Origin of the sequence: Labrys sp. 22185, assembly GCF_052045555.1 — a bacterium.
Classification (GTDB): domain Bacteria; phylum Pseudomonadota; class Alphaproteobacteria; order Rhizobiales; family Labraceae; genus Labrys; species Labrys neptuniae.
The window spans coordinates 383654-398173 of record NZ_JBQEPH010000003.1 but is presented as its reverse complement, the minus strand read 5'-3'; the positions used below and the strand labels follow the sequence as shown (position 1 = coordinate 398173).

The 14520-nt window shown below is 63.0% G+C and carries 11 protein-coding genes; 1 reads left to right on the top strand and 10 read right to left on the bottom strand.

The genetic code is table 11. The features are described from left to right. Positions 1-35: 35 nt before the first annotated feature. The 8 genes from ACTJKX_RS09275 to ACTJKX_RS09240 form a co-directional block, all read right to left on the bottom strand. Positions 36-1793, bottom strand: a complete 1758-nt coding sequence (locus tag ACTJKX_RS09275; protein WP_440725079.1) for an FAD-dependent oxidoreductase — start codon at positions 1791-1793, stop codon at positions 36-38. Positions 1794-1908: 115 nt separating this feature from the next. Next, on the bottom strand, positions 1909-2973 hold the full coding sequence (locus ACTJKX_RS09270) for a branched-chain amino acid ABC transporter permease (RefSeq protein ID WP_440725078.1): 1065 nt from the start codon (positions 2971-2973) through the stop codon (positions 1909-1911). A gap of 11 nt (positions 2974-2984) precedes the next feature. Then, entirely contained in the window at positions 2985-3848 is an 864-nt protein-coding gene (locus tag ACTJKX_RS09265) for a branched-chain amino acid ABC transporter permease (RefSeq protein ID WP_440725077.1), read from the bottom strand. Then, complete coding sequence (locus ACTJKX_RS09260) at positions 3845-4552, bottom strand: ABC transporter ATP-binding protein (protein WP_311937164.1); 708 nt, start codon at positions 4550-4552, stop codon at positions 3845-3847. Before ACTJKX_RS09260 ends, ACTJKX_RS09265 begins: the two co-directional genes overlap by 4 nt. Beyond that, positions 4552-5271 (bottom strand): ABC transporter ATP-binding protein, encoded by a 720-nt coding sequence (locus ACTJKX_RS09255; RefSeq protein ID WP_311937161.1) that lies wholly within the window; start codon positions 5269-5271, stop codon positions 4552-4554. The genes ACTJKX_RS09260 and ACTJKX_RS09255 overlap by 1 nt, the downstream gene beginning before the upstream one ends. A gap of 71 nt (positions 5272-5342) precedes the next feature. After that, positions 5343-6620, bottom strand: coding sequence for an ABC transporter substrate-binding protein (locus ACTJKX_RS09250; RefSeq protein ID WP_440725076.1), 1278 nt, complete (start codon positions 6618-6620; stop codon positions 5343-5345). A 143-nt stretch (positions 6621-6763) separates the two neighbouring features. Beyond that, positions 6764-7825, bottom strand: a complete 1062-nt coding sequence (locus tag ACTJKX_RS09245; protein ID WP_440725075.1) for a maleylacetate reductase — start codon at positions 7823-7825, stop codon at positions 6764-6766. Continuing rightward, positions 7822-8631 carry a dioxygenase family protein gene (locus ACTJKX_RS09240; RefSeq protein WP_440725165.1) on the bottom strand — a complete coding sequence of 270 codons (810 nt, stop codon included), beginning with the start codon at positions 8629-8631 and terminating at the stop codon, positions 7822-7824. Before ACTJKX_RS09240 ends, ACTJKX_RS09245 begins: the two co-directional genes overlap by 4 nt. Before the next feature lie 128 nt (positions 8632-8759). Here ACTJKX_RS09240 and ACTJKX_RS09235 point away from each other — a divergent pair, with 128 nt between their 5' ends. Next, positions 8760-9710: a LysR family transcriptional regulator gene (locus tag ACTJKX_RS09235; protein WP_311937142.1), complete on the top strand. Its 951-nt coding sequence runs from the start codon at positions 8760-8762 to the stop codon at positions 9708-9710. A 311-nt stretch (positions 9711-10021) separates the two neighbouring features. Here the strand turns inward: ACTJKX_RS09235 and ACTJKX_RS09230 are convergent, their stop codons facing one another. Beyond that, positions 10022-10492, bottom strand: a complete 471-nt coding sequence (locus tag ACTJKX_RS09230) for a hypothetical protein (RefSeq protein ID WP_440725074.1) — start codon at positions 10490-10492, stop codon at positions 10022-10024. Between the two features lie 523 nt (positions 10493-11015). Further along, entirely contained in the window at positions 11016-13880 is a 2865-nt protein-coding gene (locus ACTJKX_RS09225) for an autotransporter domain-containing protein (RefSeq protein WP_440725073.1), read from the bottom strand. Positions 13881-14520: the final 640 nt, after the last annotated feature.

Below are 14520 nucleotides of genomic sequence, written 5' to 3'. Positions count from 1 at the left end.
CACCGGGCTGGCCCGGTGTCGATAAGGGGACGGTGTCAGGCCAGCGCCAGGACGTTCTTCAGCACGCGGCGCAACTCCGCGTCCGGCCTGGCAGGCAATGTCTTGACGCGCCAGGCGACATGATGATCGGGGCGCACCAGGACGGCGCCGTTCTCCTCGATCTCGCTGACCCGCGCCCATTCGCCGGCGAGGTCCTGCCATTTCTGGCGCGGGCCGATGACGTGAACCACGATGTCGAGGCCGAGTTCCTGTCCGACGGCCTGCGCTTCCTTCACCCAGTCCTGGCCGCGAATACCGGTCAGGATGGTGAACTTGCCATGGCCGGTGAGATCGAGGGTCGAGGCCTTTTCGCCGCGCGCGCCGAACAGCCAGGCATGCGGCAGGCGGGCGCCCGGCCATGTCGTCTGCTGGAAGTGCAGTTCGGCGTCCTGATTGAAGGGCGGTTCTTCCTGCCCGTCCGGCTGGACGGCCTTCGACCGGTAGCGCTGGTTCATCTCCACCCCATGCGCATCGAACTCATAGACCTTGGCGGCAATTGCCTCGCGGATCGCCTTGCGCTGGGCCTCGCCCGCCTCGTTCGGATTGCAGCGGGCGTCCATGTTTTCCTGCATCTTCACCGGATCGATCGAGTCGAGCAGGCCGAGCGCCTTGAAGATCGGTCCGAATTCCTCGATCGACTTGTTGGCGCGGGTCACGATCTGCCTGGCGACGGGCGCGCGTTCGGCCTGATAGCTGTCGAGCAACTCCTTGCCCGCCTGGCCTTTCAGCACGAAAGCGAGCTTCCAGGCCAGGTTGAATGCGTCCTGAATGGAGGTGTTGGAGCCGAGGCCGTTCGATGGTGGGTGGCGGTGGATGGCGTCGCCCATGCAATAGACCCTGCCATTCGATACCGTCTCTGCATACATGTTGTTGACCGTCCAGGTGGAGACCTGATCGATCTCGACATCCAGCTCAGGATCGCCGACGAGTTCACGCACGACCTTGGTGGCGAAAGCTTCGTCGACCTTGGGCGCGGGCTGGTTGATGTCATAGCCCCAGACGATCAGCCATTCGTTCCAGGGGCGCACCATACGCACCAGGCCCATGCCGATGCCACCGACATCGGCGCCCGGCTGCACCACCCAGTAGAGCACCGAGGGACGGTGCGCGACATATCGGGACAGGTCGGCCTTGAACAGGATGTTGATCGAGCCGCCGAGACCCATCTTGCCGCCATATGTCAGGCCGGCATGCTCCGCCACCTTGGAGTTGGAGCCGTCGGCGCCGATCAGATATTTCGAGCGGATGGTGAACTGCTTGCCGGTGAGCCGGTCGAGACAGGTGGTGGTGACGCCGTCCTCGTCCTGCACATGCGCTATATATTCGGTCGACAGCCGCGCCTGGGTGCCGCGCGAGCAGGCGGTCTTGAACAGCAGCGGCTCCATGAAGGTCTGCGGCAGGTCGTTCATCAAAGTCGGCGAAGACAACAGGTGCTCGGCCTTGGAATGCGGGCTGGTGCCCCAGCTCTTCATGCGGCCGATCTCCTCGCCGGTCAGCGATGTGCAGAACACGTTCTCGCCCATCAGCTCCTGATGCGCCGCGAACAGATAGGCCTCATCCTCCACCTCACGGCCGAGATCGCGCAGCACTTCCATCGTGCGCTGATTGGTGATGTGGGCCCGCGGCGTGTTGGCCAGCCAGCGATAGCGATTGATCGCGATGTTCTCGATGCCATAGCTCGAGAGCAGTGCTGCAGTGGCGGATCCTGCCGGTCCGGTGCCGATGACGAGGACGTCGGTGGTGATGTCGGCCATGTTCCCTCTCCATATCCAGAGCAAAATGCGTTTGGGCTGGGCGTTCGTTCCTCTTGACGTGTCTGGAACGGAGCATTTTGCAGTTCTTGATGGTTCGATCTAAAAACAAGACGCTCTACTTGTTGGATTGTCTGGGTGTGAGTATGCGGCGAACCGGGAAGAGCTGAATGCCGGTCCGTTCGGTGAACAGGCCCCACAGGCCGCACGGGGAGAACAGCATGACGGCGATGCCGATCAAGCCGAGGGCGAGCAGATACCAGGAGCCGAAATCGGCCAGCAGGCTCTGCAGGATGTAGAGGACGATGACGCCAATGATCGGTCCTTCGATCGATCCAATGCCGCCGATCACCACGATGAAGATCACATAGGCGGTCCAGTCGGTCACGGCGAAGGCCGCATCGGGCGAGATGCGCGCCTTCTGCACATAGATTAGGGCTCCGGCGGCGCCGGTGATGAAGGCGACGATGACATAGGTCGCCGCCTTGACCTTCAGGGCGTCGACGCCGACGGCACGGGCGGCCTGGGCGTTGTCGCGCACCGCGGCAAGACCCAACCCCTGTCGCGAGCGCAACAGGCGATAGATGAAGACGATCGAAGCGACGGCGAGGGCCAGCGCGAGCCAGTAGCACAGAATGTCGACGGCCTGGGCCGAACGCACGCCGAAAAGATCCTGGACCAGATTGACGCCGACCATGTCGCGGGTTGCGCGCGAGGGCAACGAAGTACCGGTGCCGCCACCGAGTGTCTTCACTTGCGCCATCGCAAGGCGCACGACCTCGGCGATGACCCAGGTGCCGATGGCAAAATAGGCGCCCTGCAGGCGGAACACGAAGAACCCGGTGGGAATGGCGAGCAGGGCGGCGGCCAGCCCGCCGGCGACGACGCCGACCAGCGGGTCGAGGCCGAACAGGATGACGACGGCGAACATGGCATAGGCGCCAAGGCCGACGAAAGCTTGCTGGCCCACCGAAACCAGGCCGGCATCGCCCGCCAAGAGGTTCCAGCATTGCGCCAGCACCAGCATGGTCAGGATGAAGAACAGGTCCTGTATGCCGCTGCGCGGCAGGAACAGGGGCGCGGCGAAACCGAGCGCCACGACCAGGAGCGCGACGAGGCAGAAGATCGAGGAGGCGCGGGTGCGCGTCTCGACTTTCCAGGCGGTTGGGGCTTGCAGGTTCATCTCGGCTCCCCTCAGTCGACGGCTCTGGGGAACAGGCCGCGCGGCCTGAACAGCAGCACGGCCAGGAAGGCGATATGGCCGGCCAGGATCTGCCATTCCGGATTGAGGCTGGCGCCGAGCGCCTGCGCCACGCCGATGACGCAGCCGCCGGCGAGCGTGCCCCAGAAGGAGCCGAGCCCGCCGATGATGACCGCCTCGAAAGCGTAGATCAGGCGTGCCGGGCCGACGGTCGGGTCGAAATTGGCGCGGGCACCGAGATAGAGCGCGGCGATGGTGGCGACCACCAGTGCCAACCCTGTCGCGATGGCGAAGATGGCGTCGGGGCGAATGCCCATCAGGCCGGCCGTGACGCGATCATCCGAGGTGGCGCGGAAGGCGCGGCCGAGCGACGTGCGATAGAAGATGAGGTTCAAGGCCAGGATCACGCCGACCGCCGAGAGAAAGGTGATGAGGGGCATCACGCCGATGGTGGTGAAGCCCAGGTTGAGCGAGGCGGTTTCGATCGAGCCGAGTGCGATCCGGCGGCTGTCGGCAGAGAAGGTCTCGAGCAGCCCGTTCTGGATGACGATGGAGAGCCCGAAGGTGACCAGCAGCGGCGGCAGGATGTCTGGCCCCAATGTCCGGTTGAGCACGAAATATTGCAGGGCCCAGCCAATGGCGAACATCAGCGGCATGGCGATCAGCGCCGCCAGGAACGGGTTCAGGCCCAGCGATGAGACCAGGAACAGGATCGCGAATGCGGCCATGACGATGAGGTCGCCATGCGCCAGGTTGACGAGGCGCATGATGCCGAAGACCAGCGCCAGGCCGGCCGCGAACAGGGCGTACAGGCCGCCCAGCAACACGCCTTGAATGATCGTGTCGATGAGATTCATGCATGCGCTCCGAAATAGGCGGCGTGGATCTGGTCCCGGCTGATGTCCGAGGGCTTGCCCGACAGCGTGATGCGGCCTTCCATCATGCAGTAGACATGGTCGGCCACTTTCAGCGCCTGGCCGATATCCTGCTCGACGATGACGATGGATGCGCCGCTGTCGCGGATTTTCGGGAAGGCGGCGTAGATGTCCTTGATCACGACCGGGGCAAGGCCGAGGCTCAACTCGTCGCACAGCAGCACGCGCGGATTGGACATCAGGGCGCGGCCGATGGCGACCATCTGCTGCTGTCCGCCCGACAGGGCGGTGCCGGGATTGTGGCGGCGCTCCTTCAGGATCGGAAACATCTCGTAGATCGCATCGAGCGACCAGAAGCCCTCGGCCGCGCGCCCATATTTGCCGATCAGCAGGTTTTCCTCGACGCTCAGCGAGGGAAAGAGCTTGCGGCCCTCCGGGACCATGGCGATGCCCAAGGCCAGCATATCCGGTGCGGCCCGATCGCCGATCGGGCGTCCGTCGAACCTGATCTGGTCGGCCGCGTTCCTGAGCACGCCGGCGATCGAGCGCATCAGCGTCGTCTTGCCAGCCCCGTTTGCGCCGATGATGGCGACGGTCTGTCCTTCGGCCAGCGCCATGTCGACGCCGAACAGTGCCTGGAAGTCGCCATAGAAGGCCGTGAGGGATCTTGTTTCGAGCAGGGCCATCACACGTCGATCCCGAGATAGATTTCGCGCACGGCCTTGGAGGCCATAATCTCGTCCGGCTGGCCGATACCGATGACCTTGCCGAAATCCAGCACCAGCAGGCGGCCGACGACAGCGGTCAGGGCATGCAGCACATGCTCGATCCAGACGATGGAGATGCCTGTCTCGTGCACCGCGCGGATCGTGTCGACGAGCTGGCCGCATTCGCCTTCGGTGAGGCCGCCGGCGATCTCGTCGAGCAGCAGCAGCGTGGGCCGGGTGGCGAGGGCACGGGCAAGTTCGAGCCGCTTGCGTTGCAGGAGGCTGAGGCCACCTGCCATGTCGTTGGCCCGGGGCGAAAGCCCGGTTCGCCACAGAATGTCGGCGCAGCGGTCGGTGGCTTCGCTCTCCGACTGGCTTGCGCCGAAGGTGCCGGCGACCAGCAGGTTTTCGAACACCGTGAGCTTGTCGAAGGGCTGCGGGATTTGGAAGGTGCGGCCGACGCCGGCCAGGCACCGCGCCATCGGCGGCGTGCTGGTGACGTCACGGCCCTCAAAGATGATGCGGCCGCCGTCGACGTCCACATTGCCGGTAATGAGGTTGAACAGCGTCGATTTGCCGGCTCCATTCGGGCCGATGATGCCCAGGGCTTCGCCCTTCTCCAGCGCGAAGGAGACGTCCTGCGTCACCTTCAAGGCGCCGTAGCTCTTCGAGACGTTTTGCAGGGCAAGGATCGTCATGATCTTCTCCTGTCCCTCTCCGCGTCGACGGGGAGGAGGGAGCCGCGATGGCACCGGATAAGGAATGGCCTCTAGGCGATCGCTTCCATCTTGCCGCCGGTCGGGATGTTCGGCGCGGTCTGGTTATCGGTGATGACGAGATCGTAGCCGCCGCCATCCCTAAGCCGCCACTGGCCGCCGACCAGCGGCGTCTTGGCGACGTTCTTCGCCGCGAAGGGCGGGAGGTTGGCACCGTCCCAGGCGACCCTGCCGACGATGGTGTCGAGCCTGGTGGCGGCGATGGCTGCGATCACCGCCTCGGCATTGGTGGGATCGGCGCGTTTCATCACGTCGGCGGCCAGTTCGAACAGGGCATGCACGAAGCCGATGGGCTGGGTCCACGGACGGTTCGTCGCCTTGGTGAAGCCAGCCGCCAAGGCCGCCGAGCTGTCGCCCGTCAAGGAAGACTTGAACGGATGGTTGGGCGTCCACCACACCTCGGACGACAGGTTGTGCCCGGCCTTGCCCAAGGCTTCGACGGCCTGCGGGAACAGGATGGCCTTGCCGATCGAGGCGATCTTCGGCTTGAAGCCCTGCTGCTGCGCCTGGTTCCAGAAGGTGGTGAAATCCGGCGGGATCATCACGCCGGTGATGATCTCCGCCTTGGCGCCCTTGAAGGCGTTGATCTGGGCGGAGAAGTCGTCGGTCAGGTTCTGGTAGCGGCCCGGATCGGTGAGGGTGAGGCCCTTCTTCTCGAGCACCGGTGGAAAGCCGACTTTCGCATCCCCCCAGGCATTGCCGTCGCCGTCATTGGGGAACAGGCCGCCGACCTTCTTGTTGGTTTCGAGCTGGCCCCACATGTTGGTGAAGACGGCGATGACGTCTTCCAGGCCCCAGAAGAAATGGAAGACGCTCTCGAACGGCTTCCAGGAATCTGGCGCGCCGGGATTGCCCTGCTGGCCGATGAACCAGGGTTGCCAGGGCGCCACGGTCGAGATGCAGGGCATGCCCTCGGCCTCGCAGATCGTCGCCACCGGATTGGTCGTCTCGGGCGTCGAGGCGACCAGCATCAGGTTGACCTGGGAATCGACCACCAGTTCCTTGGCGACTTCGGCGGCACGGTTCGGATTGGACTGGCTGTCCTTGACGATGACCTCGAAGTTCGCGCCCGCGGCCTTGGTCGCCGCGAGGAAGCCGTCGATGATGAACTTGTCGGCTTCGGCGAAGGCGGCCAGCGGCCCGGACTGCGGGCTGACATAGCCGAGCTTGATCGCGGCGCCTGCCGCGATGGCCGGGCTGGCGACCCCGCCGAAGGCGGCGCTCGTGCCGAGCACGGCGGAAGTCTTCAGGAAATGGCGACGCGTGATCATTGCTTTCCTCCCCAGGAAGATCGTCGTGAAACCAGAGAAAAGTGCGACTTCTACGGATCGCATCTTTTTTCCCTAACCCATTGTTTTGGCGCGTTTTCTTGTTCGAAGAGCTATCGGCATCTCTCGAAAGCGCCTTAGTGGGCCTAAAATGGCGGTCGGCTTCCCTCCCAGGCATCCTGGAGCAGGGCGCGGATGGAAGCGCGGTCGATGGGCCGAGGGTTGGCGTAGGGATTCCTGGTCGCAATCTCGGCGGCACGGTCGAGATCGGCTTCCTTCAGGCCGAAATCCTTCAGCGCCATCGGTGATCCGACGGACCTGGCGAAATCGTAGAGTGCCTGGCCGGGCGTGCCGCCGAAGATGTCGGAAACCGGTTGCAGCTCTTTTTCAGCGGCGCCTGCGTTGAAGCCGATGGTGTGCGGCAGCATGATGGCATGGGTTTCGGCATGGGGCGTGTCGAAGCTGCCGCCCAGCGTGTGGCAGATCTTGTGGTGCAGCGACATCGCGACCTGGCCCAGCACCGAGCCGCAGAGCCAGGCCCCGTAAAGCGCATCGGTGCGAGCCTGCCTGTCCCTGGCCGAGGCGATGATGACAGGCAGCGCCTGCCGGATGGCACGCATGCCCTCGGCCGCCATCAGCGCGGTGATCGGGTTGCCGTCCGGCGCATAGAGCGCCTCGGCGGCATGCGCGATGGCGTTCAGGCCGCTGGTTACGCTCATGGCGACGGGCAGGCCCAGCGTCAGGCCGGGATCGTAGATCACCACTTCGGGCAGGACCTTCGGGCTGCGCAGCGTGATCTTCTCGCCGCCTTCGGTCTGGCCGAGAATGGGGGTCACCTCCGAGCCGGCATAGGTGGTGGGCACCACGATCTGCGGCAGGTCGGTGCGATAGGCGATCGCCTTGCCGAGCCCGGTGGTCGAGCCGCCGCCGAGCGCCACGACCACGTCGGCCTTCAAGTCCAGAACACGTGCAACGGCCGCTTCGGTCACATCGACCGGGGTGTGCATCGTGGCGTTGTCATAGGTTCCGACCGCAAGCCCGCCAAGGGCCGTGGCCATGGCCTCGCCCTCGGCTTTCTGGTGCGGCGTGGTCAGCACGAGCGCCCTGCTGGCACCGAGCTTTTCAACCCACTCTCCGACATGCCTGGACGAACCTTCGCCGAAGACGATATGCGCGGGGCTGCCTTGATAGACGAATGAGAGGTTCATGCTGCACGCCTTTCCTGCCTGGCCCGGGCCATGACGAAAGTGAAGTCGAGCGCCCAGCCATCGCCGTCGCGCCTGATGTCTCCGATGAGCTCGGGCTTGACGCCGAACAGGGCATCCTGCCCCAGGCCTGGATCGCTGCCGTCGAAGACATGCGTGGAGATGGTCTCGAAGCCGTCGGCGCTGATGATGAAGTGCAGATGTGCCGGCCGCCGCAGCGAGACACCGAGGCCCGCCAGCATCCGGCCGACGGGGCCGTCGGTCGGTGTCGCATACCCGGCGGGGCGCACCGTGCGGTAGAGAAAACCGCCTTTGCCATCTGTCTTCAGGACGCCGCGCAGGTTGAATTCCGGCTGCCGGTCGGGCTGCTGGTTCTCGTAATATCCGTCGGCATTCGCCTGCCAGGTCTCGACGGTGGCGCCGGAGATGGCCACGTCGTCAAGGTCGACGACACGGCCACGAACCAGAAGGGCCTCGCCGACACCATCGAGCGAGATCGATCCGCCATTGGCGATGGCGGGTGCGTCCGGACGATAGAACGGCCCGCGCACCGTATTGGGCGTGGCGCCCCTGTGGCGCTGGGCATTGATCTCTTCGACGAGGGCGGTGACACCCAGCAGATCCGAGGCCAACACCCACTCCTGGCGCCGTTCATCGGTGGCGTGGCCAATGTCGGTCAAAAGCTGCATGGCGGAGCGCCACTGGTCCCTGGTCGGCCGGGTTTCGCGCACGAAGGCGTGCAAATGCCTCACCAGCGAATTCAGGAATGAAGCGGAGGTTTCCTTTACGCCGGGGCCGACGCGCTCCATCACGACATCAGCCGAGTTCTGTGCGTTCAACGACCTGATAGCCACCGGCTGTTCCTCCCGAGGAGCAACATACCCGGCACCAGCCTGCATATTGATCATTTCTCGATTAAATAATATAGCAAATTGCTATGAAGCTTGACGAGCGCCACCTGGTCCAACTTGCCGCCGTGGTCCAGGCCGGCGGGGTGACGGAGGCTGCGGCTCTGCTCGGCATGACGCAGCCGGCCGTGTCACGAACGATTGCGATGATGGAGCAGCGTATCGGCGAGCCTCTTTTCGTCAAAGGGCGGCGGCCCCTGCAACCGACGGCCTTGGGACAGGCGCTGGCGAGCCACGGCCAGACCATGCTTGCGGCCTCGCGCAAGGCATCGGCCCTCGTCGCCGGATTTCAGAAAGGCGCGTTTGGCGTCGTCAGGGTGGGCGGTTCTCCCTTCTTCTCCGACGCACTGATCTCGGGCATGATCGCCGAATTCCAGGACAGGCGTCCCGATGTCCGTGTCGAGCAGAGCTATGGCTATCTGGGGCAATTGCGGGCGGCGCTGGACGCGGACCGCATCGATATTGCAATCTGCCCTATCGACGTGCTGAAGGAAGGATCGGGCCTGCGTTTCGACGTGGTGTTGCCCGGACGCAATGTCGTCGCCTGCCGCACGACTCACCCCTTGCTGATGAAGCGCCGTCTCGATCCGGCAAGCCTGCTCGACTATCCCTGGGTCGGTCCGCCGGAGGGCAGTCCCCTCTATGCCGACCTCAATAGCCTGGCGCTGTCATTGGGGGCCACGGAAATCAAGATCCGCTATTCCGGCGGCTCGCTGTCCAGCGCCATCAACTACCTGAAATCAAGCGATGCGCTCACCGTGCTGCCCCACAGCGTGGTCTTCGCCTATCGCAACGAGAAATCGATCACGGCGCTGCCGGTCAGAATTCCCCACCCCGAGCGCGCCTTGGGCATATTGCAGCAGAGCAACGCGACGCGGGCTCCGGCCGTGGATGCTTTCGTCGCTCATGTCACCAAGCGCTTCAAGGATCTGGCGCTGTTGATAGAACGCCATGAGAAGGCCATCGTGTGGGGCCTATAGCCATTTGGTCGTCACCTTGCGTATCGTGGGCATGCAAGCAAGAGAACCCATCTCTTCACTTGTTCGTTTGGAGATGCGCGATCACTGGTTTCGACAGACTGTACCAATTGGGCTGCAGCACGCCGACCACGTTAAATCTACGCTACTCAACGACGCGCTCTATCCTGTTGGATCGATAGGTTCAAATCAGGTTCGGATCGATCCTGACTGGCAACGCCCCATTGTGCCTCTCCAGGGATGCATTGGACAGCTTGGGGGCAGTCGCAAATCATTCGTCAGGATGTTGGCTCTGGCCTACCATTGACGAGCAATCACCCTGGGCCATCCCGCGGGGGCAGGTCACTTGTTTCGGCGAGGACCTTGTTGGCGATCTGCGCCCAGACGGGGTTCGAGTCAGCGCTGTACTGGACGCATTCAATGATGGCCCACAGTGCATACCGATAGCGATCCGAGATCTCCAATGCGTTGTTTAAATGTAGTTTCAACTTGTCGACAGTCGCGTCCCGGCGGGCGATGCCGTCTTCCCTCAATAATCGATTTTCCATTGGTGCAGCGACACGCGCAAACTCATGCTTTGTGACGTCGACATTGTATTCGTAGTCGATTTCGAGCCGAGCATGGCACCGTGCTATCTCCGCGTCCTGGGCACGCAGTGCATGGGCGGCTTCGATCATTGTATTGTTGGCGTCATCGATGTCGAACAGTTCCGTCTCGTTGTCGTCATGCATTCCGCAGGAGGGCACGCCTAGCTCAAGCCGTTCGATCAGGTCATCGTTCATCATGTCCTCCGTCTGCTCGACGCAAACCGACCGGGTCCAAAAGCGTTGATCGCCTCGGCAAGAAGCTTGAAACGTGTCTGGGCATAGCCATGCGAAGCATGCTCAACAATGATCCACCATGCGGATGCTTCCCTTGAGGCAGCGATCTCATCGAAATCAAATGGCATGACCAAAGCGCTTCGCAAACTCGGTTGTATCGAGCCTACCCTATTCATAGTCAAATAATATGGGAGTCCGGCATTGCGCGACACTGCCGGGCTGGCCTTGACAACGGGCAATTGCGGGGGGCGTAGCGGCTCAAATCGCCAATTCGCGAAGGCACCAAGTCCGGTGCATCCGCTTCGAGCCCGCATTGATCGCGACCTATCGTTCCCGTTTCAGGGATATCTGAAAATAACCCTCCCGGATGAGGGCCTTACCGTCCGGCATTTCCATGTCGGCAGGAAATGCGCCCCTCACTGAGGGGCGCATTTTGTCTTTCTGCGATGTCTTGAGCGCCGCCATCGGTTCGTTTCAAAGCCGGAGTCTAGAATCTCCAGACGAAATTGCCCCGGACGCTCTGGTCGGCGGCTTTGTTGCCGAATTGACCATTGTAGGAGACGCCGAGGCTGACCGCCTCGGAAAAGGCGACGCTGACGCCGGCATCGACGACCAGGGCATCGCGGGCGATCGGGATTCCGGCGGAAGTGAAGACCGTGCCGTTGGCCAATGCGAGGGCGGCTGTAGGCTTGACGTCGCCATAGGCATGGCGCCAGCCCAGGCTCGCCTGCAGGGTTGCGATGGTGCCCTCGGTCAGATCGAAGCTGGTGGCCACCTTGGTGCCCAGGGTGGTGAAGCCGAGATCGGTGCTGCTGCTGCCACCGGCGAGGGCGGCATCGCCGCCGGTTTCCCGAAAGCCGTCGGTGTGCAGATTGAGATAGGCGGCATTGGCGAAGGGCTCGAGGCGGAAGGCTCCGGCATCGATGCGATAGCCGAGCTCGCCGAAGAGTTGGGCGGTGGCGGCATCGTAGGAGGTGGTGAGGCGGTTGACATAGCCGGGCACGGCCACGGTGCGGTCGCTGTCGATGTCATGCCAGGTGTAGGTGGCGCCGAGCCTCAGGGCGAGGGCGTTCCACTGGCGTCCGGCATAGAGGCCAATATGATAGTTGTCGGCCTTGCCGGAGGCGGAGCGGGCATCGACGTCGAAGGTGGAATGGCTGTAGCCGGCGAGCGCGCCCAGGCGCCAGTCCTGCAGGAACGAGCCCTGGACCAGGGTATCGAAGCCGATGAGGAAGCCGCCGGTATCATGGTCGATGCGGGCATTGCGCCCACCGCTGCCCAGATGGCCCCAGGAGCCGAAGCCCTGGGCCCAGAAGCCGGAAAGTGGAGCTGGCGCGGCAGCCGCGTCGAAGGGCGAGGGTCCCTTCATGGACGGGGTCTCGGCATAGGATGTCAGGCCGGCGACGGGAGGGGCAGGGGCGAGGGCCGGCGTATCGGCATTGGCGAGGCGGTTGAGCACGGCATCGCGAATGAGGCCGCCATCCTGGATCAGGGCGCTCCTGGCTGAGGCATGCACATCGCCCGACAGGGTGGAAAAGGCCTGGCGTGCGCTGGTGTCGTCCGGCGACAGGGCGACGGCATCATAGAGCTTGTTGCCGAGCGCCAGCGCCTCCACGCTTTGAGCCACCGCACGCTGGTTGGTATCCAGGGCGGCGAGCGAAGCGAAGGAGGCACTGTTGCGCGCTACATTCACATAGATGTTGTTGACATTCTTGGACAGGCTGAAGTCGACGAAGGGGGCGTTGTCGGTAACCTTGTCGAACTGTCCGGTGATGCCGCCATTGGCGGTCAGGATCTTGTAGTGCCGGCCGATCTCGTAGGTGCCCTCGACGGGAACGACATAAACCGTGCCGCCATTGACGGTGGCAGTGCCGGTGGCATGGATGAAATCGCTGTGGCCGGCCGCATCGACATTGACCTGGACTGTGCCGCCATTGTTGACGAAAGTACCGACCGTCAGTGTCGACGGCGTGCCAGGCCGGAAGGCGATCCTGCCGGCATTCGTGACGGTGCCGGCGACGGTGGCCACGCTACCGCCCGGTATCGCCCACAGGGCACCGGGATCGCTGAGCTGGATCGAAGTGGCATTGTTCGCCGTGCCGATCCAGCGCGATCTGTCCGCAAGGGTCACGCTGCCGAGCGATCCCTTCGCCACCGTCAGATTGCCGCGCCAGAGGGTCGTACCTTCGAGGCGGCCATCGAATTCGTTGGCGCCAGCCTTGCCCGGCGCGTCCACCTGCACGTCTCCGGACAGGGCGGAGTCCTGGGCTCTCAGGGTCAGTTTCCCTATATCGAAAGAATTCGTCGGTACGAAGTCCACGGCTGCGATGCGTGCGAGCAGGCCGCCCTTGCTGCTGGCGACAGGTGTGATTGCCGACCCATGGGTCAAGGTGACGTTGGCAGAAGCACCCTCCACCAGTATGCCCGAACCGGCCGATTTCAGCGTGATCTGACTGTTGTCGAGCATGAAGGAGGAGGAGCCTCCATTGCCGGTGACGTGAATTCCGTTGATGGGGCCGCCCGTATTGGTTCCCTCGAAGGTGCTGTCGATGACGAAGAAGCGGCTGTTGTCCCAGACACCCGCCAGGAAGTCAGTCCCGTCAGAGTCGTGAGAGACATTCGTGTTGGCGCTGGCCGTCACGCCTCGCATCGAAATCAGGCCGCCGCCCGATGAGAACACCCTGTAAGTCGAACCCGTGGCGGTAACGGTGCCGCCGCCGTTGAAAGAGATGTCACCGGCGTCGGCATGGGCGAAGTCGAGCCACACCCCGCTTGCTTTGATCGGACCATTCAGGGTGACCGTGCCCAGACGAGCTTCGATGCCATAGCCGCCACCGCCGCGGGCGGTCATGGTCGTCGTGCCGTCGAGCGTGATCGTACTGTTGTAGTTGACGCCGATTCCGAAGGCTCCGGCATCCATGTCGAATGTCAGGTCGTGCCCCGTGATCGTGCCGGGCGTGACCTCCTTAAAGGGATGGCCAGCCCAAAGCCCCCAGGTATCCGTGCCAAGGTGGAAGGTTCCGCCGCCGTCGAGATGAATGGTCCCTCCATTCCAGGCCATGGCTCCGAAGTAAAATGGCCCTTCGGTCGGCCAACTGTTCGGGGTCGTCACGTCAATGGGCGTGCCCGCATTGTTATGCAGCAGCGAACCTGCATCAAAGGACTGGAAGCAGTCTTTGCCGCTGCAGGTTGCCTGCCCTGGCGCTATCTCGACCGTCTGGCCGCCGCTGGCGGTCGCCTGTGCCTGGGCGCCCTGGCAGATCAGAACGGCGCTCGATGCCAGGAGGAAACCCAGGAGCGGACCCCTCGGCAGAGTGGGGCGGGTGGAGGCCCTTCCAGTTGATGACGTCACGGACCTTCTCCTTTCGAATGCCAAGGGCGCCCCGAGTTCCGCGCGACCGGCTGAACCGGCGACGATGGGGGTAAGGCGGGTAGGCGTCCTCCAACACCTGCGGAATAGGAGCGAAGGTCGATATTTCCGCAGAATATGGCCCGAAATTATCGAGTCATGACGGAACATTCAAGTTTGTAATTTCATAAATATAAGGAATATTGATATATGAAATGCTATAGCTTGGAGTTGCGTGTCAATTTGAATTTACGGAACTAAAAATTATGTTAAATACACACACAGCGAAATCATCAAGTTAGAATGTTAAAGTTATATTTTTAAAAAATATTTCATCAATTTCACGGTGGATCTTTATAATGTTGGCTCGCTTGTGCTCCAGCCAGTCCTTCGCGACTGTGAGCTTTCCGAGGACGGCAGACATCGGCGCTTTTGCGCTCATATAGGTCCCGGCCCTTGACGATCGAAGCGAGCTTCCTGTGAAGCCCGCGTGCCCCGTCCCAGGACAGTTCCCGTGTCAGGGCTCATTGCTTTGGGGACCTGATCTCATGGGCGCGGCACTCGCGTACCGCCGCGCGGACTGAATCACCAGAAGATCCGCCTTTGCGGGAGCTGATGGCGAGTTGCGGATCCGATCACGTTT

What these genes read in the sequence shown, in the direction of transcription:
- ACTJKX_RS09275 (WP_440725079.1), bottom strand. Translation starts at nt 1,793, where the DNA reads ATGGCCGACATCACCACCGACGTCCTCGTCATCGGCACCGGACCGGCA.
- ACTJKX_RS09265 (WP_440725077.1), bottom strand. Translation starts at nt 3,848, where the DNA reads ATGAATCTCATCGACACGATCATTCAAGGCGTGTTGCTGGGCGGCCTG.
- ACTJKX_RS09230 (WP_440725074.1), bottom strand. Translation starts at nt 10,492, where the DNA reads ATGATGAACGATGACCTGATCGAACGGCTTGAGCTAGGCGTGCCCTCC.
- ACTJKX_RS09260 (WP_311937164.1), bottom strand. Translation starts at nt 4,552, where the DNA reads ATGGCCCTGCTCGAAACAAGATCCCTCACGGCCTTCTATGGCGACTTC.
- ACTJKX_RS09240 (WP_440725165.1), bottom strand. Translation starts at nt 8,631, where the DNA reads ATGGAGCGCGTCGGCCCCGGCGTAAAGGAAACCTCCGCTTCATTCCTG.
- ACTJKX_RS09270 (WP_440725078.1), bottom strand. Translation starts at nt 2,973, where the DNA reads ATGAACCTGCAAGCCCCAACCGCCTGGAAAGTCGAGACGCGCACCCGC.
- ACTJKX_RS09255 (WP_311937161.1), bottom strand. Translation starts at nt 5,271, where the DNA reads ATGACGATCCTTGCCCTGCAAAACGTCTCGAAGAGCTACGGCGCCTTG.
- ACTJKX_RS09235 (WP_311937142.1), top strand. Translation starts at nt 8,760, where the DNA reads ATGAAGCTTGACGAGCGCCACCTGGTCCAACTTGCCGCCGTGGTCCAG.
- ACTJKX_RS09250 (WP_440725076.1), bottom strand. Translation starts at nt 6,620, where the DNA reads ATGATCACGCGTCGCCATTTCCTGAAGACTTCCGCCGTGCTCGGCACG.
- ACTJKX_RS09245 (WP_440725075.1), bottom strand. Translation starts at nt 7,825, where the DNA reads ATGAACCTCTCATTCGTCTATCAAGGCAGCCCCGCGCATATCGTCTTC.